This window comes from Neobacillus solisequens, assembly GCF_051233465.1.
Taxonomy (GTDB): Bacteria; Bacillota; Bacilli; order Bacillales; family Cytobacillaceae; genus Neobacillus.
In genome coordinates, this window is record NZ_JBKFGJ010000004.1 from 232,637 (window position 1) to 258,681 (window position 26,045).

28 protein-coding genes are annotated in these 26,045 nt (G+C 38.2%); all 28 read left to right on the plus strand.

The window, feature by feature from the left end:
- Positions 1-27: 27 nt before the first annotated feature.
- The gene (locus ACI3K6_RS06915; RefSeq protein WP_335475624.1) at positions 28-360 is read left to right on the plus strand and encodes a putative DNA-binding protein; all 333 of its coding nucleotides are present in this window, start codon (positions 28-30) and stop codon (positions 358-360) included.
- A gap of 12 nt (positions 361-372) precedes the next feature.
- The gene (gene ffh, locus ACI3K6_RS06920; protein WP_335475622.1) at positions 373-1,725 is read left to right on the plus strand and encodes a signal recognition particle protein; all 1,353 of its coding nucleotides are present in this window, start codon (positions 373-375) and stop codon (positions 1,723-1,725) included.
- 109 nt (positions 1,726-1,834) lie between these two features.
- Positions 1,835-2,107 carry a 30S ribosomal protein S16 gene (gene rpsP, locus ACI3K6_RS06925; protein WP_335475620.1) on the plus strand — a complete coding sequence of 91 codons (273 nt, stop codon included), beginning with the start codon at positions 1,835-1,837 and terminating at the stop codon, positions 2,105-2,107.
- A gap of 12 nt (positions 2,108-2,119) precedes the next feature.
- On the plus strand, positions 2,120-2,350 hold the full coding sequence (locus ACI3K6_RS06930) for a KH domain-containing protein (protein WP_335475618.1): 231 nt from the start codon (positions 2,120-2,122) through the stop codon (positions 2,348-2,350).
- Between the two features lie 118 nt (positions 2,351-2,468).
- Positions 2,469-2,855 carry a YlqD family protein gene (locus ACI3K6_RS06935; protein ID WP_435554235.1) on the plus strand — a complete coding sequence of 129 codons (387 nt, stop codon included), beginning with the start codon at positions 2,469-2,471 and terminating at the stop codon, positions 2,853-2,855.
- Positions 2,856-2,866: 11 nt separating this feature from the next.
- Complete coding sequence (rimM, locus tag ACI3K6_RS06940; protein ID WP_435554236.1) at positions 2,867-3,385, plus strand: ribosome maturation factor RimM; 519 nt, start codon at positions 2,867-2,869, stop codon at positions 3,383-3,385.
- Complete coding sequence (gene trmD / locus ACI3K6_RS06945; RefSeq protein WP_335482228.1) at positions 3,385-4,143, plus strand: tRNA (guanosine(37)-N1)-methyltransferase TrmD; 759 nt, start codon at positions 3,385-3,387, stop codon at positions 4,141-4,143. The genes rimM and trmD overlap by 1 nt, the downstream gene beginning before the upstream one ends.
- A 123-nt stretch (positions 4,144-4,266) precedes the next feature.
- Complete coding sequence (gene rplS / locus ACI3K6_RS06950) at positions 4,267-4,611, plus strand: 50S ribosomal protein L19 (protein WP_435554237.1); 345 nt, start codon at positions 4,267-4,269, stop codon at positions 4,609-4,611.
- Between the two features lie 208 nt (positions 4,612-4,819).
- Positions 4,820-5,377 (plus strand): signal peptidase I, encoded by a 558-nt coding sequence (gene lepB / locus ACI3K6_RS06955; RefSeq protein WP_335482220.1) that lies wholly within the window; start codon positions 4,820-4,822, stop codon positions 5,375-5,377.
- Between the two features lie 27 nt (positions 5,378-5,404).
- The gene (gene ylqF, locus ACI3K6_RS06960; protein ID WP_435554238.1) at positions 5,405-6,277 is read left to right on the plus strand and encodes a ribosome biogenesis GTPase YlqF; all 873 of its coding nucleotides are present in this window, start codon (positions 5,405-5,407) and stop codon (positions 6,275-6,277) included.
- 152 nt (positions 6,278-6,429) lie between these two features.
- Entirely contained in the window at positions 6,430-7,239 is an 810-nt protein-coding gene (locus ACI3K6_RS06965; RefSeq protein WP_435554239.1) for a ribonuclease HII, read from the plus strand.
- A 204-nt stretch (positions 7,240-7,443) separates the two neighbouring features.
- Positions 7,444-8,604: an ADP-forming succinate--CoA ligase subunit beta gene (gene sucC, locus ACI3K6_RS06970; RefSeq protein ID WP_335482214.1), complete on the plus strand. Its 1,161-nt coding sequence runs from the start codon at positions 7,444-7,446 to the stop codon at positions 8,602-8,604.
- 22 nt (positions 8,605-8,626) lie between these two features.
- The gene (sucD, locus tag ACI3K6_RS06975; protein WP_335482212.1) at positions 8,627-9,529 is read left to right on the plus strand and encodes a succinate--CoA ligase subunit alpha; all 903 of its coding nucleotides are present in this window, start codon (positions 8,627-8,629) and stop codon (positions 9,527-9,529) included.
- Positions 9,530-9,609: 80 nt separating this feature from the next.
- A complete protein-coding gene (dprA, locus tag ACI3K6_RS06980) occupies positions 9,610-10,488 on the plus strand; it encodes a DNA-processing protein DprA (RefSeq protein ID WP_435554240.1) in 879 nt (292 codons plus the stop codon).
- Positions 10,489-10,815: 327 nt separating this feature from the next.
- The gene (topA, locus tag ACI3K6_RS06985; RefSeq protein ID WP_435554241.1) at positions 10,816-12,894 is read left to right on the plus strand and encodes a type I DNA topoisomerase; all 2,079 of its coding nucleotides are present in this window, start codon (positions 10,816-10,818) and stop codon (positions 12,892-12,894) included.
- A 215-nt stretch (positions 12,895-13,109) separates the two neighbouring features.
- Entirely contained in the window at positions 13,110-14,417 is a 1,308-nt protein-coding gene (trmFO, locus tag ACI3K6_RS06990; protein ID WP_435554242.1) for an FADH(2)-oxidizing methylenetetrahydrofolate--tRNA-(uracil(54)-C(5))-methyltransferase TrmFO, read from the plus strand.
- Between the two features lie 286 nt (positions 14,418-14,703).
- A complete protein-coding gene (hslV, locus tag ACI3K6_RS06995; RefSeq protein ID WP_335477344.1) occupies positions 14,704-15,246 on the plus strand; it encodes an ATP-dependent protease subunit HslV in 543 nt (180 codons plus the stop codon).
- 18 nt (positions 15,247-15,264) lie between these two features.
- Positions 15,265-16,668 (plus strand): HslU--HslV peptidase ATPase subunit, encoded by a 1,404-nt coding sequence (gene hslU / locus ACI3K6_RS07000; RefSeq protein WP_435554243.1) that lies wholly within the window; start codon positions 15,265-15,267, stop codon positions 16,666-16,668.
- Between the two features lie 93 nt (positions 16,669-16,761).
- Positions 16,762-17,541 (plus strand): GTP-sensing pleiotropic transcriptional regulator CodY, encoded by a 780-nt coding sequence (codY, locus tag ACI3K6_RS07005; protein WP_435554244.1) that lies wholly within the window; start codon positions 16,762-16,764, stop codon positions 17,539-17,541.
- A 194-nt stretch (positions 17,542-17,735) separates the two neighbouring features.
- Positions 17,736-18,440 (plus strand): 30S ribosomal protein S2, encoded by a 705-nt coding sequence (gene rpsB / locus ACI3K6_RS07010; protein ID WP_335477341.1) that lies wholly within the window; start codon positions 17,736-17,738, stop codon positions 18,438-18,440.
- Positions 18,441-18,583: 143 nt separating this feature from the next.
- Positions 18,584-19,468 (plus strand): translation elongation factor Ts, encoded by an 885-nt coding sequence (gene tsf / locus ACI3K6_RS07015; protein ID WP_435554245.1) that lies wholly within the window; start codon positions 18,584-18,586, stop codon positions 19,466-19,468.
- 108 nt (positions 19,469-19,576) lie between these two features.
- Positions 19,577-20,299, plus strand: coding sequence for a UMP kinase (pyrH, locus tag ACI3K6_RS07020; protein WP_335477339.1), 723 nt, complete (start codon positions 19,577-19,579; stop codon positions 20,297-20,299).
- A gap of 2 nt (positions 20,300-20,301) precedes the next feature.
- Complete coding sequence (gene frr / locus ACI3K6_RS07025) at positions 20,302-20,859, plus strand: ribosome recycling factor (protein ID WP_435554246.1); 558 nt, start codon at positions 20,302-20,304, stop codon at positions 20,857-20,859.
- Between the two features lie 221 nt (positions 20,860-21,080).
- Positions 21,081-21,857, plus strand: coding sequence for an isoprenyl transferase (locus ACI3K6_RS07030; RefSeq protein WP_435554247.1), 777 nt, complete (start codon positions 21,081-21,083; stop codon positions 21,855-21,857).
- Positions 21,858-21,891: 34 nt separating this feature from the next.
- Positions 21,892-22,683, plus strand: coding sequence for a phosphatidate cytidylyltransferase (locus ACI3K6_RS07035; RefSeq protein WP_435554248.1), 792 nt, complete (start codon positions 21,892-21,894; stop codon positions 22,681-22,683).
- A 36-nt stretch (positions 22,684-22,719) separates the two neighbouring features.
- The gene (gene dxr / locus ACI3K6_RS07040; RefSeq protein ID WP_435554249.1) at positions 22,720-23,862 is read left to right on the plus strand and encodes a 1-deoxy-D-xylulose-5-phosphate reductoisomerase; all 1,143 of its coding nucleotides are present in this window, start codon (positions 22,720-22,722) and stop codon (positions 23,860-23,862) included.
- An 18-nt stretch (positions 23,863-23,880) separates the two neighbouring features.
- Positions 23,881-25,143, plus strand: coding sequence for an RIP metalloprotease RseP (rseP, locus tag ACI3K6_RS07045; protein ID WP_435554250.1), 1,263 nt, complete (start codon positions 23,881-23,883; stop codon positions 25,141-25,143).
- A 374-nt stretch (positions 25,144-25,517) separates the two neighbouring features.
- On the plus strand, positions 25,518-26,045 hold a 528-nt coding region (locus ACI3K6_RS07050; protein WP_435554251.1), incomplete at its 3' end, for a PolC-type DNA polymerase III N-terminal domain-containing protein.

Below are 26,045 nucleotides of genomic sequence, written 5' to 3' on the forward strand. Positions count from 1 at the left end.
TTCACTTAACATGGGGAGGGATTTGGCATGCTTGAAAAGACAACACGAATGAATTATCTCTATGATTTTTACAATTCGTTGTTAACAGAGAAGCAGCAAAGCTATATGTCTCTCTATTATTTAGATGATTACTCACTCGGGGAAATTGCAGAGGAATATGATGTTAGCAGACAGGCTGTTTATGATAATATTAAACGGACAGAGGCCATGCTCGAGGAGTATGAAGAAAAGCTTCTACTTTTTCAAAAATTTCAAAATCGCTCAAGGTTAATCAGGCATTTGAAAGATTTAATCAATGCGGACAACCCTTCAAAGCAGGCAATGCTCGACGCTGTTGCCGAGCTTGAGAATCTAGATTAGGAGGCGGCATAAATGGCATTTGAAGGATTAGCCGACCGACTGCAGAACACCATCCAAAAAATCCGTGGTAAAGGTAAGGTTTCCGAAGCGGATGTAAAAGAAATGATGCGCGAGGTCCGTTTAGCGTTATTAGAGGCGGACGTAAATTTCAAGGTTGTAAAAGACTTTGTAAAAAAAGTCAGTGAACGTGCCGTTGGGCAGGAAGTACTAAAAAGCTTAACTCCCGGACAACAGATTATTAAAATTGTTAATGAAGAATTAACTGCTTTAATGGGAGGAGAGCAAAGTAAAATTGCTGTTTCCAACCGTCCACCGACTGTTATCATGATGGTCGGATTACAGGGTGCAGGGAAAACTACAACAACCGGTAAGTTAGCGCTGTTGCTTCGCAAAAAGCATAATCGCAACCCATTATTAGTTGCTGCTGATATATACCGACCTGCAGCAATTAAGCAGTTGGAAACACTTGGAAAACAACTGAGCATGCCTGTTTTTTCACTGGGCGATCAAGTAAGTCCAGTAGAAATAGCCAGACAAGCAATTGCCAAGGCAAAAGAAGAACATCATGATTATGTTCTCATCGATACTGCTGGCCGGCTGCATGTTGATGAAGCATTAATGAATGAGCTGAAGGACATCAAGGAATTAACCAAACCAGATGAAATCTTCCTCGTTGTTGACGCGATGACAGGACAGGATGCCGTTAACGTAGCTCAAAGCTTTAATGAGCAGCTCGGAGTAACAGGAGTTATCTTAACGAAACTGGATGGAGATACAAGGGGTGGAGCAGCCTTATCAATCCGCGCAGTCACTGAGAAGCCGATTAAATTTGTCGGTATGGGTGAGAAAATGGATGCACTTGAAGCATTTCACCCGGAACGGATGGCATCACGGATTTTAGGTATGGGTGATGTTCTGACATTGATTGAAAAAGCACAATCAAGTATTGATGAAGAAAAAGCAAGAGAGCTGGAGCAAAAAATGCGGACAGCCTCATTTACTCTGGATGACTTTTTGGATCAGCTAGGGCAGGTACGTAAGCTGGGACCACTTGATGAAATTCTCAAGATGATGCCAGGTGCCAACAAAATTAAAGGGTTAAACAACCTGCAAATTGATGAAAAGCAAATTGCCCATGTAGAGGCGATTATCCGGTCGATGACGAAAGAAGAAAAGTTACACCCGGAAATCCTAAATTCAAACCGTAAACGCCGGATTGCCAAAGGAAGCGGCCGCAACGTCTCCGAGGTAAACCGTCTGATTAAACAGTTTGAAGACATGAAAAAAATGATGAAACAAATGTCTGGCATGCAGCAAAAAGTAAAGAAAAAAGGCGGCTTTAAATTCCCATTTAATCCGTTTTAAGCTTGAAAAAAATGGTAATAATAATATGTAAAGAAAAAACACTTTACAAATAAATTAAGAATTGATATTATACTATCTTGTGTGAAACTATTCGGAGGTGCTATATAAAATGGCAGTAAAAATTCGTTTAAAACGTATGGGAGCTAATAAATCCCCTTTCTATCGTATCGTAGTTGCAGATTCTCGTTCTCCTCGTGATGGACGTTTCATTGAAACAGTTGGAACTTACAATCCAGTTGCTGAACCAGCAATTGTTGAAATCAATGAAGAATTAGCTCTTAAATGGTTAAAAGATGGTGCGAAGCCATCTGATACGGTTCGTAACTTGTTCTCAAAACAAGGCATTATGGAAAAATTCCACAATGCAAAATTAAGCAAGTAATCGTAAACCACGATGAAAGAATTAATTGAAACTATTGTAAAGCCCCTTGTTGACTTTCCTGAAGATGTTCGTGTGGAGACGACTGAAGATGATGCTCGAATCACCTATCAGCTTACCGTTCACAAAACGGATATCGGTAAAGTAATTGGGAAACAGGGGCGTGTTGCAAAGGCCATAAGGACTGTTGTTTATGCAGCAGGATCATCACAGCAAAAGAAAATTTTTCTGGAAATTGGTGAATAGCTTTTTGCATCGAGAGAAAGGGAGGAATAATAGATCCTCCCTTTTTTGCTATCAGGAGAAAAAGCTCAAGGAAGGTTCCCGGTTCTACAAGCATGAAAAGAACGAAGGAGGCGAGCTTATGCAGCTTATTCAAACTGTAGTGGTGAAGCAAATATTAACAGAAAATAGCAAGCAGAAGCTGTTCGATGAATATCACAATAAAAAACTTCAGCTTCAAAAGGAAAGTGACCAGTTGCACTTTGAACTGAAACGTCTAGAAAAAACAAAAACCTTTCAACAGGCAACACTAAAAAAACATTTTGAAAAAGAAATCCAAAATCGGAAAGAAAAAATAAAGCTGATTGATTTTCAAATCGAACAATTACATATCCTACCAATAGGCAGTGAATTAAAAGAAAAAGAAGTTCAAGCCATCGTTGAAGTAAAAGTAGGCGATTCGTGGGATGCTACCAATTTGCGCCCGACGATTATTGTGAAGGACGGCATCATAGAGGAAATAAGATAGAAGGTGAAAAAGTGGAAAAATGGTTTAATGTAGGTAAGATTGTCAATACCCATGGAGTAAAAGGGGAAGTTCGGGTCGTGTCCAAAACTGATTTTCCGGAAGAGCGATACAAGCCGGGAAATACATTGTTTTTGTTTTTACCGACATCAGAAACTCCCGTAGAATTAACGGTAAAGAGTCATCGTACTCATAAAAATTTTAACCTCTTGGTATTTGAGGGATATGAAAAAATCAACTTGGTCGAAGCCTTTCGTGACGGAATTCTTAAAGTTCCGGAATCACAGCTTGTTGAACTAGAAGAAAACGAATTCTACTTCCATGAAATTATTGGCTGTTTAGTTGCGACAACAAGTGGAGAAGAACTTGGCAAAGTCACCGAGATTCTTACTCCAGGTGCAAATGACGTTTGGGTAATCAAAGGAAAAAACGGGAAAGAGATTTTAATACCTTATATTGATGAGGTAGTAAAAAAGGTGGATGTCAGAGAGAAAGTCATCTTAATTGAACCGATGGAAGGGTTACTTTCATGATGAAAATTGATGTGCTGACACTGTTTCCTGAAATGTTTACCGGTGTTTTAGGGCATTCCATTTTACATAAAGCATCTGAAAAATCAGCGGTAAGCTATAATATTGTCAACTTTCGAGAGTATGCCGATAATAAACATGCATCTGTTGATGATTATCCTTATGGCGGTGGTGCTGGAATGGTCTTAAAACCACAGCCTATTTTTGATGCTGTTTCAGATTTGATAGATAAAGCAGATACAGTGCAACCAAGGGTAATTCTTTTATGCCCGCAGGGAAAGCGACACAATCAGAAAATGGCAGAGGATTTAGCAAAAGAAGACCATCTTATTTTTATCTGCGGGCATTATGAAGGCTATGACGAACGAATTCGTGAACACTTAGTAACGGACGAAATTTCGATCGGCGATTATGTGTTAACGGGTGGTGAACTTGGGGCAATGGTTGTCATTGACAGCGTTGTCAGGCTGTTGCCTGAGGTCCTTGGAAACGAGGAATCCCATCAAAAGGATTCTTTCAGTACAGGTCTATTAGAGCATCCGCACTATACAAGACCTGCTGATTTTCGTGGCATGAAGGTGCCTGATGTATTGTTATCAGGAAATCATAAATGGATTGAGGAATGGCGTAATAAAGAAGCCTTGCGTCGAACTCTGAAGAGACGGCCTGACCTTCTTGAAAAAATCGAGCTTACATCGGAACAAAAAAAATGGCTGGATGAAGTAAAAAAAGAATTCAGTAATATTGCGATGCCGGAATAATTATGGTATGATACTTCTTGTGACTTGAACTGGACTCGGTTCAGATTTAAGTCTTATAACGATGTTCCGCTGCAATAATAGGAATATATCTGCAAGAGCATCTGTTGGAAGGAGTTGAAAACGATGCATAAAATTATAGAAGAAATCACTAAAGAACAACTTCGTTCTGACCTTCCTTCGTTCCGTCCTGGTGATACTGTACGTGTACACGTAAAAGTTATCGAGGGAACTCGTGAACGTATCCAGATTTTTGAAGGTGTTGTGATTAAGCGTCGTGGTGGTGGAATCAGCGAAACTTTCACAGTTCGCAAAGTTTCTTACGGAGTAGGCGTTGAGCGTACTTTCCCAGTACACACACCAAAAATTGCGAAGCTTGAAGTTATTCGTCGCGGTAAAGTTCGCCGTGCTAAACTTTACTACCTACGTAACCTTCGTGGTAAAAAAGCTCGTATTAAAGAAATCCGATAATATGGAAAAAGAGCTTGCTCTGCAGGCTCTTTTTTTGTACATAGTTCTAGCAGAAACTGTACTGTGACAACACAACACTTGTTTATGTTTTTCTACATGATATATTAAAGTTTCATTAAAAAACTACATCCCATCGTGTTAATTAGGAATAAGTTATGTAAAATAAGCGTAATAAGATATTTATTTGTAGGATTGGTGGGGACATTATATGGCTAAAAAGAAAAATGAATTATGGGAATGGACGAAGGCACTTTTAATTGCTGTGATACTGGCTGGGGTCATTCGTTATTTCTTATTTGCACCCATTGTGGTTGACGGATTGTCCATGATGCCGACCCTTAAAGATCAAGATCGGATGATTGTAAACAAATTATCCTATAAAGTAGGCGAACCGCATCGATTTGATATCATTGTTTTTCATGCACCAGAGCAAAAAGACTATATAAAGAGGGTCATTGGTCTCCCGGGTGATAAGATTGAATATAAAAATGATACTTTGTATGTAAATGGCAAAGCCTATAAAGAGCCATATCTCGATGAGTATAAAAAACAAGTAGAGGATGGTCCACTAACAGAACCATTCACCTTAAAAGAAAAAATTGGCCAAGTTACTGTCCCAAAAGGCGAATTATTTGTAATGGGTGATAACCGCCGTTTTAGCAAAGACAGCCGACATATCGGAACTATTCCTATGAGTAAAGTAATCGGTAAGACAAGCATTGTTTATTGGCCGCTAAGTGATGCCCATATCGTGACAAAGAAATAAGTATAGTTTTTAAAGGAGGTGGCTTTTTTGACGATTCAATGGTTTCCTGGTCATATGGCCAAGGCCCGCAGAGAGGTCACAGAGAAATTAAAGTTAGTAGATATTATTTTTGAATTAATAGATGCGAGAATTCCCTATTCTTCAAGGAACCCAATGATTGATGAAATTATTCAGCATAAGCCACGTTTGGTTTTATTAAATAAAGCCGATATGGCTGATAAAGAGGTAACCAAGGAATGGATTGCCTTTTTTGCAGAAAAAGGAATTAAAGCATTGGCGGTAAATGCCCAAGCAGGCGAAGGAATGAAGGATATTGTCAGGGCGTCTCAAGAAATCCTGAAGGAAAAATTCGACCGGTTAAGAGCAAAAGGCGTCAAGCCGAGAGCAATTCGTGCCATGATTGTTGGAATCCCCAATGCGGGAAAATCGACATTAATCAATCGACTAGCCAAAAAAAATATTGCCAAAACCGGTAATACTCCTGGGGTGACAAAATCCCAACAATGGATAAAAGTTGCTAAGGAAATGGAATTGCTGGATACTCCGGGGATTCTTTGGCCAAAGTTTGAAGACCAAGAGGTTGGAATGAAATTAGCCATTACAGGAGCTATTAAGGATACTCTGTTAAATTTACAGGAGCTGACGATTTACTCTTTAAGGTTTTTAGAGCGGGAATATCCAGAGCGTCTTAAAGAGCGCTATAAATTCACTGAAGTACCGGATGACGTTGTTGAACTATTTGATCATATCGGTAAATTGAGAGGCTGTTTGGCGGGCGGCGGATTAGTAGATTATGACAAAGTAGCAGAACTTGTTATAAGAGAAATTCGTTCTGAGAAATTTGGTCCACTTTCATTTGAAAGACCAAAAGATATCCTTGATAAAAACGAAAACGATTAAGTTCTGACCATAATGAACGTTATTGGGTTTTGCTTTTCCATTCTGTTGATTGGAGCTAAAATCAACAGACTATTATAAAGGACGATGCATAATGGGGGTAGCCTTAAAGTTAAACTTTGGGGACATCCTCATTATTTGTTTAGGTGATCAATATGAATAAATTATCAATATCACAAATCGAAGAAAAATTAGTTGAAATAATGGATGAACATGACCCGTTTATTCGGGAGCTTTCCTTGGATGAACGAAAAGGCGTCCAACAAAGCCTGAACAAGTGGCGGAAGAAACGTGGGCACGAGAAAGAGCTTCTTGAGAAATTTCGTGAAATGAGTCACTATGAGTCCAAATTTCGATCACAGGGTTTTCAACTAATTGCTGGCATTGATGAAGTAGGGAGAGGCCCTCTTGCTGGACCAGTGGTTGCTGCAGCGGTGATCTTGCCGGAACAATTTTTTCTACCTGGGATTGATGACTCTAAAAAGCTTTCTGAAAAAAAGCGCTTAGAATTCGATGAAATGATCAGAAAAGAAGCCCTTTCGTTAAGTGTTGCTATGATTTCGGCACAAGAAATTGATGAAATTAACATTTATGAAGCAACTAAAAAGGCAATGAAAACAGCAATCTCGGCCTTGCATCCTCATCCTGATTATTTATTAATTGATGCGATGAGGCTAGAGACACCTTTTCCGTCTGAATCAATTATAAAGGGCGATGCAAAAAGTATATCGATAGCAGCTGCTTCTATTGTGGCCAAAGTTGCCCGTGATCAATGGATGAAGGAGTTAGGAAAAGAATACCCCTATTATGGATTTGGGCAGCACATGGGCTATGGTACAAAGGACCATATTGCAGCAATAGAAAAATACGGTATTACTCTTCATCATCGGAAAACATTTGCACCAATCAAGGAACTTGTTGAACCGAATCTATTTGAATTTCTAAATGAAACACAAGTGAATTAAGGATAAAAGACAAGCAGGTGAAGACCTGCTTTTTATTATGATGAAATAACGATTGTGGTAAAAGAATCTATATTTAATAGGGTTAAAAATTACCAAATATAAAGATAATATAATTTTTATGCTTATTGGTGGACAAGGCTTGAGTCATTATATAAAATGAAAACGGAGTCAGTTTTTTGAAAAGTTCGATTAGGAGGATGGGAAATGAATATCCATGAGTATCAGGGGAAAGAAATCCTCAGAAAATATGGGGTAATGGTTCCAAACGGGAAAGTGGCTTTTACTGTTGAAGAAGCGGTTGAAGCAGCAAAAGAATTAGGTACACAAGTTTGTGTTGTAAAAGCACAAATTCACGCAGGCGGCAGGGGGAAAGCCGGCGGTGTTAAAGTGGCAAAAAATCTTGATGAAGTTCGTACATATGCCAGTGAGATTTTAGGAAAAACATTGGTTACTCACCAAACAGGTCCTGAAGGTAAGGAAGTAAAGCGCCTCTTAATTGAAGAAGGCTGCGATATTAAAAAGGAATACTATGTTGGTTTAGTATTAGACCGCGCTACTTCCCGTGTTGTGTTAATGGGTTCTGAAGAAGGCGGTACAGAAATTGAAGAAGTAGCAGCTAAAACTCCTGAGAAAATATTTAAAGAAGAAATCGACCCTGTACTTGGTTTAATGCCATATCAAGCTCGTAGACTAGCTTTCAATATCAACATTCCAAAAGAACTAGTCAATCAAGCTGTGAAGTTTATGACTGGTCTTTACAATGCATATATTGAAAAAGATTGTTCCATTGCTGAAATTAACCCATTAGTTGTAACAGGTGATGGAAAAGTTATGGCTTTAGATGCCAAATTAAACTTTGATTCTAATGCTTTATACCGTCAAAAAGATGTCCTTGAATACCGTGATCTTGAAGAAGAAGATCCAAAAGAAATCGAAGCATCTAAATATGATTTGAGCTATATTGCTTTAGATGGAAATATCGGCTGTATGGTTAACGGCGCCGGATTAGCAATGGCTACTATGGACATTGTTAAGCATTATGGCGGCGAACCGGCTAACTTCCTTGATGTTGGGGGCGGTGCTACAGCAGAAAAGGTTACTGAAGCATTCAAAATTATCCTTTCTGATCCTAATGTAAAAGGAATTTTTGTCAATATCTTTGGTGGTATCATGAAATGTGATGTTATTGCTGAGGGTGTCGTGGAAGCAGCTAAACAAGTTGGCTTAAGTATTCCGCTTGTTGTTCGTTTAGAAGGTACTAATGTTGACTTGGGTAAGAAGATTCTTTCTGAGTCCGGTTTAAACATTATTGCAGCGGAATCAATGGCTGATGGTGCACAAAAAATCGTTTCATTAGTGAAATAGGATCGAAGAAAGGGGAATTAACGTGAGCGTTTTTATTAATAAAGATACGAAGGTTATCGTACAAGGGATTACAGGCGGTACAGCCCGCTTCCATACAAAACAAATGCTAGAATATGGTACTCAAATCGTAGGAGGAACTTCTCCTGGTAAAGGCGGACAAGAAGTGGAAGGAGTACCTGTATTTAATACGCTAAAAGAAGCGGTTGATACTACAGGTGCAAATGCTTCTGTTATCTATGTACCGGCACCGTTTGCTGCCGATTCAATTATTGAAGCGGTTGATGCTGAATTAGATTTAGTTATTTGTATTACCGAGCATATTCCTGTATTGGATATGGTGAAGGTAAAACGTTACATGGAAGGCAAAAAGACTCGTTTAGTGGGTCCAAACTGTCCTGGAGTAATTACTCCTGATGAATGTAAAATCGGTATTATGCCTGGATATATTCATACAAAAGGACATGTTGGAGTTGTTTCCCGTTCTGGTACGTTAACCTATGAGGCTGTCCATCAATTAACTCAAGCGGGAGTAGGTCAAACAACTGCGGTTGGAATAGGTGGAGACCCAGTCAACGGTACAAACTTTATTGATGTTCTTAAAGCATTTAATGAAGATCCAGAAACCTATGCTGTTATCATGATCGGCGAAATTGGCGGAACGGCTGAGGAAGAAGCGGCACAATGGATTAAGGCCAATATGACTAAGCCTGTTGTCGGATTTATCGGCGGCCGAACAGCACCTCCAGGAAAACGTATGGGCCATGCTGGTGCCATTATTTCAGGCGGAAAAGGCACAGCAGACGAAAAGATCCGTGTTATGAACGAGTGCGGTATTAAAGTAGCTGAAACTCCTTCTGTCATGGGTGAGACATTAATTGAAGTGTTAAAAGAAAAAGGCCTTTACGAAAAGTGTAAAACTCATTAAAAAATCACCTTGTTTAACATAATAGTCCCTCATTAAGAGTGGGGGACTATTTCTTTATATCAATTTTTGGAGGTATCCATATGGAAGTATTTAAAGAAAAATTAATTGCCTTACTTCACTATCCCAATTCCACTTGGAAAATGGTTTTTCAAATCTTGAAGCAAGACCCTTCCTTAGATTCTTTTAATCCACTTGAGACTGATAGTGATTTTTATGATATAATGAACACCTCACCTCAAACTCCTATCCTTCAACCCTCATTATTCTTCCATCCTGAAACAATCCGTGACCAAATTCGCCAGTATAAAAACAACCAGATCTCTGTAGTAACGATATTCGATCAAGAATATCCCCAACATTTGAAAGAAATTTATCAACCTCCATGGGCACTTTTTGCTAAGGGAGATCTATCACTATTAGCAGCCAATCCAAAACTTGCCGTAGTAGGATCGCGACAAGTCACCCAATATGGAATAAATGCCATTCGTCATATTTTTCCGGAATTGATTAAAAATGATGTTCTGATAGTGAGTGGGTTGGCAAAAGGAGTCGATACGCTCGCACACGAATACGCCATGAAAAATCATGGGAAAACCATTGCGGTAATAGCAGGAGGGCTATATCATATATATCCTAGGGAGAATATCAATCTTGCGTTAGAGATGATGAAAACACAGCTGATTGTCTCCGAGTACCCGCCGGATACGAAGCCGCAAAGATGGCATTTTCCTGCTCGAAATCGAATTATTAGCGGTTTATCAAAAGGTACATTTATAATAGAAGCTAAACGAAAAAGCGGGTCCTTAATAACAGCGAATTATGCGGTGAATGAGGGGCGGGATGTTTTTTCGCTCCCAGGAAGCATTTTCAACCCGAATTCTAACGGTGCGAATGAGCTAATTCAACAAGGCGCTAAACTTGTAACTGGGGCAGAGGATATTTTAGAAGAAATTAGATAAAACTCTAACTAATAGTGATGAAAATAGGAAAATATACTGTTTTTTTGAATAAAAAACGAAAAATTAACATAAAAAGGTTGAAATTATTTCTAATATGTATTACATTTTCCAACAGATGTTCGAAAAAAAGAATATATAAAAACTGGTAAAATAAGATGGATAATAATATAGAATTGAAAAATATGGGATATGGAAGTTTTGTAAAGTATTTTTTAAGGATAAGTTGTCATTAATGTAATTTAGAAAACTTTCTTGTTAAGCATTTTGGATATTGTCTTTCTAAACAACATTCTGGTGCTACATACTTCCCTCTTAAGGAGGATTTTTATGTCGGATTATCTTGTAATCGTGGAATCACCGGCTAAGGCTAAAACCATTGAACGGTATTTAGGAAAGAAATATAAGGTTAAAGCTTCGATGGGCCATGTAATAGATTTGCCTCGTAGTCAAACGGGTGTAGATGTTGATAATGGTTTCCAGCCAAAATATATAACCATTCGCGGAAAAGGTCCGGTCCTAAAAGAATTAAAAACAGCAGCCAAAAAAGCAAAAAAAGTTTATCTGGCAGCTGACCCTGATCGCGAAGGGGAAGCAATCGCTTGGCATTTAGCACATAGTCTTGATGTGGATACATCGTCAGATTGCCGCGTAGTTTTTAACGAAATTACAAAGGATGCCATTAAAGATTCTTTTAAGACTCCGCGGGCAATCAACATGGATTTGGTAGATGCCCAACAGGCACGAAGAATTTTGGACCGACTTGTGGGCTATAATATCAGCCCAATACTTTGGAAAAAGGTAAAAAAAGGTCTCAGTGCCGGCAGGGTTCAATCGGTAGCGGTCCGCTTAATCATTGACAGAGAAAATGAAATTAAGGCTTTTATCCCAGAAGAGTACTGGACCATTGATGGGCAGTTTTTAAAAGGGACAGAACAATTTAATGCTTCTTTCCATTCGTTAATAAATCATGAAAAACATGAGTTAAAATCGGAACAAGACGTGGAAAGTATTTTACGTGAAATGAAAGGCAATACATTTAAAGTGATTTCTGTTTCAAAAAAGGAGCGAAAAAGAAATCCCGCTCCTCCATTTACGACGTCATCATTACAGCAGGAAGCAGCACGAAAACTTAATTTCCGAGCCAAAAAGACTATGATGCTAGCGCAGCAGCTTTATGAGGGAATTGAGCTTGGCAAAGAAGGAATCGTGGGTCTGATTACGTATATGAGAACAGATTCAACCAGAATTTCCGAGGTTGCACAAAAGGAAGCTGCTGAATATATAACTTCAGAGTACGGTGCTCAATTTTTGCGAAATGAGCCACAAAAGGAAAAGAAACAGGCAAACACACAGGATGCACATGAAGCAGTACGCCCTTCGAGCACTTTCAGAGATCCTAATAGTTTGAAGGAGTTTCTATCTAGGGATCAATTAAGACTTTATAAATTGATTTGGGAACGTTTTTTAGCAAGCCAAATGGCTCAGGCTGTGATGGATACAATGAGTGTTGATTTACAAAATGGAAAAGCGGTTTTTCGTGCAACCGGTTCAAAAGTTAAATTTCCAGGTTTTATGAAGCTTTATGTTGAAGGGTCAGATGACCAAGTGGATGAAACCAATAAAATGCTTCCGGATTTAAATGAAGGCGATGAGGTTTTTAAAAAAGATATTGAACCCAAACAGCATTTCACCCAACCGCCGCCGAGATATACGGAAGCAAGGCTTGTAAAGACGCTAGAGGAGTTGGGGATTGGCCGTCCATCCACCTATGCTCCTACATTGGATACGATTCAAAAGCGAGGCTATGTAGCCCTTGATAATAAGCGATTTGTTCCAACTGAACTTGGTGAAATCGTTCATGAATCAATGGTTGAGTTTTTCCCGGAAATTGTAAATGCGGAATTTACTGCAAAATTGGAGCAGGGATTAGATAATATTGAGGATGGTAAACTCCATTGGGTTCAACTTATTGATGAATTCTATAAAGAATTTAAAATTAGTTTGGACAAAGCAGAGCAGGAAATGCAAAAAGTCGAAATTAAAGACGAGCCAGCTGGTGAGGATTGTGAGAATTGTGGCAGTCCGATGGTGTTCAAACTAGGGCGGTACGGTAAGTTTATGGCGTGCAGCAATTTTCCAGAATGCCGAAACACAAAACCAATTGTCAAAGAAATTGGGGTTACCTGTCCTACTTGTAAAGAAGGAACAATTGTTGAACGTAAAAGTAAGAAAAAACGAATTTTCTATGGATGTAGCCGATACCCTGAATGTGATTTCATTTCATGGGATAAGCCACTACCAAGACCTTGTCCTAAATGTGATGGACTTCTAGTTGAGAAGAAGTTGAAAAAAGGCGTTCAGGTACAGTGTGTTTCATGTGATTATAAGGAAGAGCAACAAAGTTAAGAGTGGACTCGTACCACTCTTTTCATTTGGGATCATAATAGATATCCAAAATGTATGGAAATTTTATAATTGTTCTTTAATTTTCATTTATCTGTCAAAACTTAAAGCTTTTTTATTCACGCTTCATATAGTAAAATGCAAAATGGACTCAAATGTGGGAAAGGTATACATAGGATAATTTTTTGTTTTATGTTTGAAAATCAGGAGGTATAAAAGTGAAAGATTTAACAATAAATGTAATAGGTGCTGGTTTAGCAGGTAGTGAAGCAGCATGGCAAATTGCCAAACGTGGAATCAAAGTGCGTCTATATGAAATGCGCCCGGTAAAACAAACTCCTGCACACCATACTGATCAATTTGCTGAATTAGTTTGCAGTAATTCCTTAAGGGCAAACACTTTGACAAATGCAGTAGGTGTTTTAAAGGAAGAAATGAGAAAACTAGACTCTGTCATTATATCTGCTGCAGATGCTTGTTCAGTTCCTGCTGGGGGAGCTTTGGCTGTTGACCGTCATGAATTTGCTGCCAAAGTGACCGAAATGGTAAAGAATCATGAAAATGTTACAGTTATTAATGAGGAAGTAACAGAGATACCCGAAGGTACGACGATCATTGCAACCGGTCCTTTGACAAGTCCAAACTTGTCTGCAAAGCTTAAGGATCTTACTGGTGAAGACTATTTATATTTTTATGATGCTGCTGCTCCCATTATTGAAAAAGAGAGCATAAATATGGAAAAAGTATATTTAAAATCTCGCTATGATAAAGGAGAAGCCGCGTATCTTAACTGTCCCATGACTGAAGAGGAATTCAATCGGTTTTATGAGGCACTTGTCAGCGCGGAAACCGTCCCATTAAAAGAATTTGAAAAAGAAATCTTCTTTGAGGGATGTATGCCAATTGAAGTTATGGCCTCAAGAGGAAAGAAAACGATGCTTTTCGGTCCGCTTAAACCAGTGGGACTTGAAGATCCTAAAACAGGAAAACGACCTTTTGCCGTTGTTCAGCTACGTCAGGATGATGCAGCAGGAACCCTTTATAATATTGTCGGTTTTCAGACACATTTAAAGTGGGGTCCGCAAAAAGAAGTACTTCAATTAATACCGGGGCTTGAGAATGCTGAAATCATTCGTTATGGTGTGATGCACAGAAATACGTTTATCAATTCTCCAAAGGTTTTAAAAGCGACCTATCAATTCCGGGAGAAAGAGGATTTATTTTTTGCCGGACAAATGACAGGTGTGGAAGGGTATGTCGAATCTGCCGCCAGCGGGTTAATTGCTGGGATTAACGCAGCACGATTTGTTCAAGGGTTAGACACAGTAGAATTTCCTGCAGAAACATCCATAGGAAGCATGGCTAAATATATTACCACTGCAAACCCTAAAAGTTTCCAACCAATGAACGCAAACTTTGGCTTATTTCCTGAATTGCCTGTAAGAATTAAAGGTAAACAGGAACGAAATTTACAACATGCAAACAGAGCTTTAGAAACAATTCAGAACTTTGTGAAGGTTTTGTAAAATTTATTGCAAGGGTTATTGAATTGTGATACTATTTAGTAGCCCTTGCGAGTACAATAAGTTGGCAATTGTGAATGTTTTATTAAACTTATGATCAAGGTATTTACAAATAAGCCGGTATTACGCAAAATTCAATTGACCCATTACCAACATGTTTGTAGTAAGTTGCCGAAAAGAATTTATCATTGAAACCATCACCTGCAGCTAAACAATATTCAAAACGATTTTTTAGGTACATATAATAGATCGGTAAAAGGAAAAAACTCCATAAAGGAGGTTCATGCAAATGGACCAATTTCATGCAACCACTATTTTTGCCATCCATCATAAAGGTGAATGCGCTATGTCTGGAGATGGCCAAGTAACCTTTGGTAATGCAGTTGTGATGAAACACACTGCAAGAAAAGTCAGAAAGATATTTAATGGAAAAGTATTGGCCGGTTTTGCCGGTTCAGTTGCTGATGCTTTTACACTATTTGAATTGTTTGAAGGTAAGTTAGAGGAATTCAACGGAAATCTTCAACGGGCGGCAGTTGAACTAGCAAAAGAATGGCGTAGCGATAAAGTTCTGAGGAAATTAGAAGCGATGTTAATTGTAATGGATCGCGAAATCTTACTCCTGGTTTCAGGCACCGGAGAAGTGATTGAACCTGATGATGGAATTATCGCAATCGGTTCTGGCGGGAATTTTGCGCTTTCAGCCGGGAGATCTTTAAAAAGGTATGCTGGGGAACATTTAACTGCTAAGGAAATTGCCAAGGCATCATTAGAAATTGCTGCGGAAATATGTGTGTATACAAATCAAAACATTATCGTTGAAGAGTTATAACGGGAAGGAGCAATAAAGATGGCTAAAACGACCAATTTAACCCCCCGTAAAATTGTTGAGAGACTGGACCAATTTATAATTGGGCAGAAAGATGCAAAAAAGGCTGTTGCCGTCGCACTTAGAAACCGTTATCGAAGAGGCTTGTTAAACGAGAAGCTAAGAGATGAGATTATTCCCAAAAATATTCTAATGATAGGACCGACTGGCGTTGGTAAAACCGAAATTGCAAGAAGAATCGCTAAGATTGTCGGCGCACCTTTTATTAAGGTAGAAGCGACTAAATTTACCGAGGTTGGCTATGTTGGCCGTGATGTTGAGTCGATGGTTCGTGACTTGGCAGAAACTTCAGTTAGACTTGTAAAAGAAGAACGTATGCAAAGTGTAAAAGAACGTGCTGAAGAAAATGCTAATAGCAGATTAGTTGAATTATTGGTGCCAACTGCCAAAAAATCATCAACATATAAAAACCCACTTGAAATGCTGTTTGGCGGAGGCAATCAGTCAGCTGAGCCTGAAGTGCAGGATGTTGATTATTCCGTGAAGGAAAAGCGGCAAATGGTCAAAGAGCAACTTGCAAAAGGAGAGTTAGAAGACCAGGTTGTTACCATTGAAGTAGAGGAACAATCTCCTTCTATGTTCGATATGCTCCAAGGATCGGGTATTGAACAGATGGGCATGAATATGCAGGACGCTCTCAGTAGCTTTATGCCTAAAAAGCGTAAGAAGCGAAAATTAACGGTTCGCGAAGCTAGAAAGGTCCTGACTAATGAAGAGGCTTCCAAACTGATCGATATGGATGAAGTAACGAGCGAGGCCATTTATCGAGCTGAGCAAGCAGGGATTATTTTTATCGATGAAATCGATAAAATTGCCAGCAAAAATACCGGTGGATCTAGCGCAGATGTTTCCCGTGAAGGGGTACAGCGTGATATATTGCCGGTTGTAGAAGGTTCTACCGTTGTTACAAAATATGGACCAGTTAAAACGGATCACGTATTATTTATTGCTGCGGGTGCTTTCCATATGGCGAAGCCTTCAGATTTAATACCGGAATTACAAGGTCGTTTTCCGATTCGTGTGGAATTGACAAAGCTAACTGTTGAGGATTTCTTTAGGATATTAATTGAACCCGATAATGCTTTAATTAAGCAATATCAAGCATTATTGGAAACAGAAGGTATACAAATTGAATTTTCTGACGATGCTATTCGTAGAATCGCTGAAGTGGCCTATGAAGTGAACCAAAATACCGATAATATTGGGGCTAGACGTCTCCATACTATTTTGGAAAAACTTTTGGAGGATCTATCTTTTGAAGCACCGGATATAACGATGGATAAAATCGTGATCACTCCGCAATACGTTGACGAAAAGCTTGGAGCTATCTCAAAGAACAAGGATTTAAGCCAATACATCCTTTAAGAGGGTCTAACCTTTTATCGCCTAATACATGGTAATAAAAGCTTTACAATTAAAATTTAATAATGGTTGTAGTTATTTAGGAGGAAGAAACAGATGGATTTACTTACAAAAACTAGAAGAATTAATGTGTTATTACAAAAATCAGCAGGCAAACCAGTAAACTTTAAAGAAATGGCCGAAACTTTAAGCGAAACAATTGAAGCTAATATATATATTGTAAGTCGCCGTGGTAAGCTTCTTGGGTTATCTATTTTTCAGCAAATTGAAAATGATCGTATGAAAAAAATGTTTGAAGATCTTCAATTCCCTGAAGAGTATACAAATAGCTTATTTAATATTAAAGAAACATCTCCAAACCTTGATGTGGACAGTGAATATACTGCTTTTCCAGTTGAAAACAAAGAATTATTCCGCGAAGGTTTAACAACGATTGTTCCAATTATTGGCGGTGGAGAAAGACTTGGAACATTGATTTTGGCAAGATTACACGAGAAGTTCCATGATGATGATTTAATCCTTGCTGAGTATGGTTCAACTGTTGTTGGTATGGAGATTTTACGTGAGAAATCCGAAGAAATTGAAGAGGAAGCTAGAAGTAAAGCGGTTGTTCAAATGGCCATTAGCTCTTTATCTTATAGTGAACTTGAAGCCATTGAACATATTTTCGAAGAACTAAACGGTCATGAAGGATTGTTGGTTGCTTCAAAAATTGCTGACCGAGTAGGGATTACCCGCTCTGTTATTGTTAACGCCTTAAGAAAACTAGAAAGTGCTGGGGTAATCGAATCTCGCTCTCTTGGAATGAAAGGAACTTATATCAAAGTTCTTAACGATAAATTTCTTGTTGAGCTTGAAAAATTAAAATCACACTAATATATATAAAGATCTCCGACCTAGTCGGGGATTTTTTTATAAGTTATCCTTGATTGTTTATTTTGACTATGCTATATTATTTCATGGTGTTATTACACACGCTTATTGATTTAGGCAGATGGTGCTGTTCAAAAACAGTTTCTGTCTAAAAATGAAATAGGCGGAGGAAAACAAAACCACTAGGAGGAATAATCATGTCAGTAATTTCAATGAAGCAATTGCTTGAAGCTGGTGTACACTTCGGACACCAAACTCGCCGTTGGAACCCAAAAATGAAAAAATACATTTTCACAGAGCGTAACGGCATCTATATCATCGACCTTCAAAAGACTGTTAAAAAGGTTGAAGAAGCATACAACTGGGTAAAGGATCTAGCTGCAAACGGAGGAACTATGCTTTTCGTTGGTACTAAGAAGCAAGCTCAAGATTCCGTTAAAGAAGAAGCAATTCGTTCAGGTATGTACTATGTAAACCAACGTTGGTTAGGTGGTACATTAACAAACTTCGAAACCATTCAAAAGCGTATTGGACGTTTAAAAGAAATTGAAAGAATGTCTGAAGATGGCACTTTTGAAGTATTACCTAAAAAAGAAGTTGTTCAATTAAAGAAAGAACAAGAACGCCTTGAAAAGTTCTTAGGCGGAATTAAAGATATGAAACAGCTTCCAGATGCATTATTCATCATTGACCCTCGCAAAGAGCGTATTGCAGTTGCTGAAGCAAAGAAATTAAACATTCCTATCGTTGGTATCGTTGATACAAACTGCGATCCAGACGAAATTGATGTTGTAATTCCTGCAAACGATGATGCAATCCGTGCTGTTAAACTTTTAACTGGTAAAATGGCTGATGCTATTCTCGAAGCTAAACAAGGTGAAGAAGTAGCTGTAGAAGCTTAATTGAAATGTAGGTAAGATTAAAAAGGTGATAAGAGGGAGACCCTTTATCACCTTTTTTTAAGAATATGAATCAAGAAAAGTTTTTTCTTGAACATCATTGGCTATGATAGGGATACATAGTAAATTTAAGGAGGAAATGACTTATGGCTATTACTGCTCAAATGGTAAAAGAATTACGTGAAAAAACCGGTGCTGGAATGATGGATTGTAAAAAAGCACTTACAGAAACAAACGGTGATATGGATAAAGCAATCGACTTCCTTCGTGAAAAAGGAATTGCAAAGGCTGCTAAGAAAGCAGACCGTATTGCTGCTGAAGGTTTAACTTCTATTGCTACAGAAGGAAACGATGCTGTTATCTTTGAAGTTAACTCTGAAACAGATTTCGTTGCTAAAAACGAAGGATTCCAAGTGTTGGTTAAAGAACTTGGAGCTCACCTTCTAAAAAACAAACCTGCATCCGTTGAAGAAGCATTATCACAAACAATGGAAAATGGTGCAAAAGTAGAAGAACACATTAATGCAGCTGTTGCAAAAATCGGAGAGAAATTAACACTTCGCCGTTTTGTTATCGTATCTAAGTCTGATAATGATGCATTCGGTGCTTACCTACACATGGGTGGCCGTATCTCTGTTTTAACAGTGCTTGAAGGTACAACAGATGGGGACGCAGCTAAAGATATTTCTATGCATATTGCAGCATTAAATCCAAAATATGTTTCACGTGACCAAGTATCTGCTGAAGAAGTAGAACATGAGCGTGAAGTATTAACTCAACAAGCTTTAAATGAAGGCAAGCCAGAAAATATTGTAGCTAAAATGGTTGAAGGCCGTCTTGGCAAATACTTTGAAGATGTTTGTGTTCTTGACCAAGCATTTGTTAAAAACCCTGACCAAAAGGTTCGCCAGTTTGTTGAATCAAAAGGCGCAACTATTCGTGAGTTCATTCGTTACGAAGTAGGGGAAGGTATCGAAAAGCGCGAAGATAACTTTGCTGAAGAAGTAATGAACCAAGTTAAAAACAAATAATTTATCCATACCATTGGTTTAAATTTAAACATAAGAAATGAATAGGGAACACGAATGTGTTCCCTATTTTTAAAAGGAAAAATATTATTACTACATACGGAGGTTTATATGAGCGGTCCTAAGTACAAACGCGTTGTTTTAAAATTAAGTGGAGAGGCGCTTGCCGGTGATGAGGGCTTTGGGATTAAACCTTCTGTAATCAAATCAATTGCGATTCAAGTTAAGGAAATTGCTGAACTTGGAGTTGAAGTAGCAGTTGTTGTTGGCGGTGGTAATATTTGGCGTGGAAAAATCGGTAGTGAAATGGGTATGGACAGGGCAACAGCTGATTATATGGGCATGCTGGCAACTGTCATGAATTCCTTAGCACTTCAAGATAGCCTTGAACAATTAGGAATTGAATCAAGGGTCCAAACCTCTATCGAAATGCGTCAGGTTGCAGAGCCATATATTAGACGTCGTGCTATCCGCCACTTAGAAAAGAAACGCGTAGTTATTTTTGCGGCAGGAACTGGAAATCCTTATTTCTCAACAGATACTACTGCAGCACTAAGAGCGGCTGAAATTGATGCAGAAGTCATATTAATGGCAAAAAATAATGTTGATGGTGTTTATTCCGCAGATCCACGTATTGATGCTAATGCAAAAAAATATGATGATTTATCATTCTTGGATGTTATTAAGGGTGGTCTGGCTGTTATGGATTCCACAGCATCCTCCTTATGTATGGACAACGATATACCATTAATTGTATTCTCGATTATGGAGCAAGGAAATATTAAAAGAGCTGTAATGGGCGAAAAAATTGGAACTATTGTTAGGGGGAAATAATAATGGCAAAACAAGTCATCGATTCTGCAAAAGAAAGAATGGCAAAAGGAATTCAAGCTTACTCTCGTGAATTGGCCAGCATCCGTGCCGGAAGAGCAAGTGCTTCTTTATTGGACAGAATAACGGTTGATTATTATGGTGCACCTACCCCGATAAATCAAATGGCCGGCATTTCAACTCCTGAAGCAAGATTACTTGTCATTCAACCTTACGACAAAACCATTCTAAATGATATTGAAAAGGCCATTCTAAAGTCTGATTTAGGGTTAAATCCTACAAATGACGGCTCTGTCATTAGGATTACCATCCCTCAATTAACAGAGGAGCGCCGTAAAGAACTAGTTAAATTGGTGAAGAAAGAATCAGAAGAAGCAAAAGTTGCGATTCGTAATATTCGCCGTGATGCCAACGATGAGTTAAAAAAGCTTGAGAAAAATGGTGAAATTACCGAAGATGCACATCGTGGGTACTCTGATGATATTCAAAAGCTTACAGATGATCATATTAATAAAATTGATCAAATTACAAAAGAAAAAGAAAAAGAAATTATGGAAGTCTAATCCATTACAGACCCTCTTTTTTAGGGGGTTTTTTTCACTATTTTGAGCATTTATTCTCGTGTTGCTGAAAGTTTCCTAATATTATTCTTAATTTCTGTAACATTACATAAATTGTTTTAAAGAGATATATTTTTTCTTTTTTGGTATGATATAAGCAAGTTTAACCCTTTGTACATAATTTTTATCGGAGGAAATGATAAATTTATTGGAGGAGCAATGTTATGTTAAATAAAATTAGGCTTTGGAAGAACCAAAATAACTCTTCCACACTCCGAGATAAAATAGAAGAAATAAAAAAATTGCCAGTACCGGAGCATGTCGCTATCATTATGGATGGGAACGGTAGGTGGGCAAAAAAACGGGCACTTCCTCGTGTAGCAGGTCATCATGAAGGAATGAAGATTGTCCGTAAAACAACCATGTTGGCGAATAATCTTGGAATTAAGACACTTACCTTATATGCATTTTCTACAGAAAACTGGAAAAGGCCCAAAAACGAAGTAGATTATATTATGAAACTTCCAGAAGAGTTTTTAGGAACTTTTCTTCCTGAATTAATTGAGAATAATGTTCAAGTGAAAATGATGGGTTATCAAGATCAATTGCCGGGACATACACGTAGAGCGATTGAAAAGGCGATGGAGCAAACAAAAGATAATGACGGACTAGTCTTGAATTTTGCCTTAAATTATGGAAGCAGGGCCGAGATTCTTGATGCTGTTAAAAAAGTCTTAAATGACCATAATAGTGGTATACTGAAGGAAACAGACTTAAATGAAGATGTTTTTTCTTCATATTTAATGACAGCCAATTTTAAGGATCCTGATTTATTAATCCGAACTAGCGGTGAAATACGTCTTAGCAACTTTATGCTATGGCAATTGGCCTATTCAGAATTTTGGTTTACCGATGTATTATGGCCTGATTTCAGTGAGGGGCATTTGCTTGAAGCCATTGATGTCTATCAAAAACGACAGCGCCGGTTTGGCGGGATCTAATTATTACCGAAATTAAAAGGTGTTGAAAATTTAGATGAAGCAAAGAATCATTACAGCAGTTGTAGCAGCAGCATTATTTTTACCCATTGTTTTTTATGGGAAATTTCCTTTTGTTTTGTTAACCTACCTTCTTGCAACTGTAGGTTTATATGAACTATTAAGAATGAAAAAAATAAATGTCTTTTCCGTAAATGGGTTATTATCATTTTTATTTTTGTGGGTCATTCTTTTTCCAGGACGATACCATGAAATTCTAGATGACTTTTATTACTCAAAAACAGAATTGGGAATTGCGTTTATTCTACTTATGTTAACGTATACGGTTATTACAAAAAACCGGTTTCATTTTGAGGATGCCGCTTTTTCGATTATGTCAGCCGTTTATGTTGGAATCGGTTTTTATTTCTTTATGGAAACCCGTGAAGCCGGTCTTGTTTATATTTTCTATTCCTTATTTATTATTTGGGCTACCGACTCAGGTGCTTATTTTATCGGTAAAGCAATGGGGAAAAACAAATTATGGCCGGAAATTAGCCCTAATAAAACCGTAGAAGGATTCATTGGCGGTGTAGTTTGTTCATTAGTTGTTGCAGCCTTATTTGCACACTTTTCAAAAATCGATGCAGGTTTCATTACACTATTAGGAGTTACTATGGTCCTTTCTGTTTTTGGACAAATTGGTGACCTCGTACAATCAGCATACAAACGTCATTTTAATGTAAAGGATTCAGGGAAAATTTTACCGGGGCACGGTGGAATTCTGGATCGTTTCGACAGTCTTTTATTTGTATGGCCATTATTACACTTTTTTCATTTGTGGCATTAAGCCTAAAGGCTTTTCTTTATAGGAGTTGACGAGTTAGTGAAACAAATTAGTTTACTTGGGGCTACCGGCTCCATTGGCACACAGACCTTGGACATTATTCGGGAACACCCAACTGAATTTAAATTGGCTGCTATGTCAGTTGGAAAAAATATTGAATTATCCCGAAAAATTATTACCGAATTCAAACCAGAGCTTGTATCTGTTCAGGATGATTGCGATCGCCAAACATTAAAATCAGAATTTCCTCAAACAGTGTTTACTTATGGGCTAGAAGGTCTTATTGAAGTGGCAGTATTTAAAAAGTCAGATATTCTGGTTAATGCTGTACTAGGCAGCATTGGATTAAATCCCACTTTACAAGCAATTGAATCTGGAAAAACGATAGCGATTGCCAACAAAGAAACGTTAGTCACTGCTGGACATTTAGTAATGGAAGCGGCCAAGAAAAATAATGTTCCTCTTTTGCCAGTTGATAGTGAGCATTCTGCCATATTTCAGGCATTACAAGGTGAAAAGGAAAAGAATATAGAACGGTTAATCTTGACAGCATCGGGTGGCAGCTTTCGCGACCGTTCCCGAAAGGATCTAGAACACGTTACTGTTAAAGAGGCGCTTAATCATCCAAACTGGTCAATGGGTGCGAAGATTACAATTGATTCCGCATCTATGATGAATAAAGGCCTGGAAGTTATTGAGGCACATTGGTTGTTTGACATGCCTTATGAAAAGATTGATGTCTTACTTCATAAGGAGAGTATAATTCACTCTATGGTTGAGTTTCATGACAGCAGTATTATTGCACAACTAGGCACACCAGACATGCGGGTTCCCATTCAATTTGCCTTAACATACCCTGATAGATTGCCGCTCACTTCAAGTAATCGGTTAAATTTAGCTGCTGTAGGTAAACTGCATTTTCAGGAAATGGACCAAGAAAGATTTAGATGCCTGAAGTTTGCATTTGAAGCAGGGAAAAAAGGCGGGACCTTGCCTACTGTGTTAAATGCAGCTAATGAAATAGCTGTTGATGCTTTTTTGAAAGGTAAAATCCGTTTCTTGCAGATTGAAGATTTAATTGAAAAAGCGTTATACTCTCATCAAATTGTAGAGCACCCGAGCTTGGATATCATCCAAGAGGTTGATAAGGAAACGAGACAGTATGTTCACTCACTTCTATAAAAAAAGGTGGTTTTTTATTTGACTACAGTTATTGCCTTTATTGTGATTTTTGGAGCTCTCGTCTTCTTTCATGAATTAGGACATTTTATCTTCGCGAAAAGAGCAGGAATTCTCTGTCGAGAGTTCGCGATTGGTATGGGGCCAAAGGTATTTTCACATAAGAAGGGTGAAACAACCTATACAATTCGCTTATTGCCGATTGGCGGTTTTGTTCGAATGGCAGGCGAAGATCCTGAAATGGTTGAAATTAAACCAGGGCATCGAATTGGGATATTATTCGATAAGGATCAGAAAGTAAATAAGATCATACTGAATAACAAGGAAAAATTTCCTAATTGTCGGATTGTTGAAGTGGAATATGCCGACATTGAAAAAGATCTTATCATCAAAGGGTATCCGGATGATGAGGAAGAAAGTTTACAAGTTTTTCCTATACAACAAACTGCCGTAATCGTAGAAAATGGTGTTGAGTCTCAAATCGCCCCGCTTGACCGGCAATTTGCGTCAAAAACGCTGTGGCAACGATTTTTGGCGATTTTTGCAGGTCCCATGATGAATTTTGTCCTTGCCTTTGTGGTTTTTGTTTTAATTGCGCTGCTTCAGGGTGTACCAACCAATGAAGCGAAATTGGGAGAAATTACTCCTGATGGGGCTGCGATGTCAGCAGGGCTGAAAAAGGGAGATGTCATCCAAAGCATTAGTGGTTCCGAAATCACATCTTGGTCGGATGTGGTCGAAATCATTCGCAAAAATCCAAATCAAAAACTTGACTTTTCCATTATTCGAGGTGGAAAAGAAAAGGAAATTCAAGTAACGCCACAGGAAAAAGTAGTAGAAGGAAAAAAAATAGGTCTAATTGGAGTGTACAGTCCTGTTGAGAAATCTCCAATTCAAGCAATTACCACAGGTGCAAAAGAAACCTATTTTTGGACAAAACAAATTTTTGTTATGCTTGGTAAATTAGTTACCGGTCAATTTTCAATTAATGCGCTATCAGGGCCTGTAGGAATTTATGTTTCTACTGATGAAGTAGCAAAGTCAGGCATTTTCTACCTAATGAAATGGGCCGGCATTTTGAGTATCAATTTAGGAATCATGAATTTATTGCCGATACCAGCACTTGATGGCGGAAGATTAATGTTTTTTGCCGTGGAGGCTGTTAGAGGAAAACCCGTTGATCGTCAAAAAGAAGGAATGGTTCACTTTATTGGCTTTGCTCTATTAATGTTGCTCATGCTTGTTGTAACATGGAATGACATCCAAAGATTTTTCTTAAAATAGAGAGTTTAAAGGGCTGACTCAAAGAGCGTATGGACGACTTTTTGGGTCAGTTTTTTTGTATAAAGTATAACTATTTTTATTAATCTGTGGTTAGGAGCGGAAGGTACGGAGATTCCTACGAGAGTACGGAGTCTCCTCGGAACGCCCGTGGAAAGCGAAGAGCCAGGAGCGGAAATCAATAGACTAATTTAAAGAACTTTGCACAAATGAAGGGATTCTAAAAGGTATACTTTTGGTGCGCCTTCTTTTTTTATTTCTAGAATTGGATGAAGTTTTCTGTCGAAGAAAGACGAATCATTTTGTTATCATGTGATATAATTACTTTTTGATGAGAATAAAGAAAAAGAGATTTATGATAGATGGGAGAGGGTCCGATGAGCGAAGATGCCTTAGGCAAAAAAGAGCGATTCCAACTCTTGCTCCAGCAGCTGCAAATGATTGAGGATGCTGTTGTTATGCATTTTAACAATGCACAAATAGAAAGATTATTAGTCGAGAAGAAATCCCGTAAATGGCATTTTCATTTTTTGTTTGAAAAAATACTGCCTTTTCATATTTTCACTCGGTTTACGACGCAGTTGGAGAGGGCTTTTTCTAATATTGCCACAGTGACGTATGAAATGAACGTTAGCCAACAAGGGTTTACGCCTGAATTACTTTTAGAGTACTGGAGCTATTGCATACAACAAATTGATGGTATTTCACCTCCTTTACAAAAGCTCTTAAATGAACAGGTACCAACAGTAAATGGAAACAAGGTTTTAATCACCACGCGTAATGAACCAGAAGCGATGACACTAAAGCATAAATATGCCTCTATTATTTCAGATATTTATCAATCAGTGGGATTTCCTCTTTTGTCGATTGATACTGTTATGAACAGCGAAGAAAAAAATGAAGAA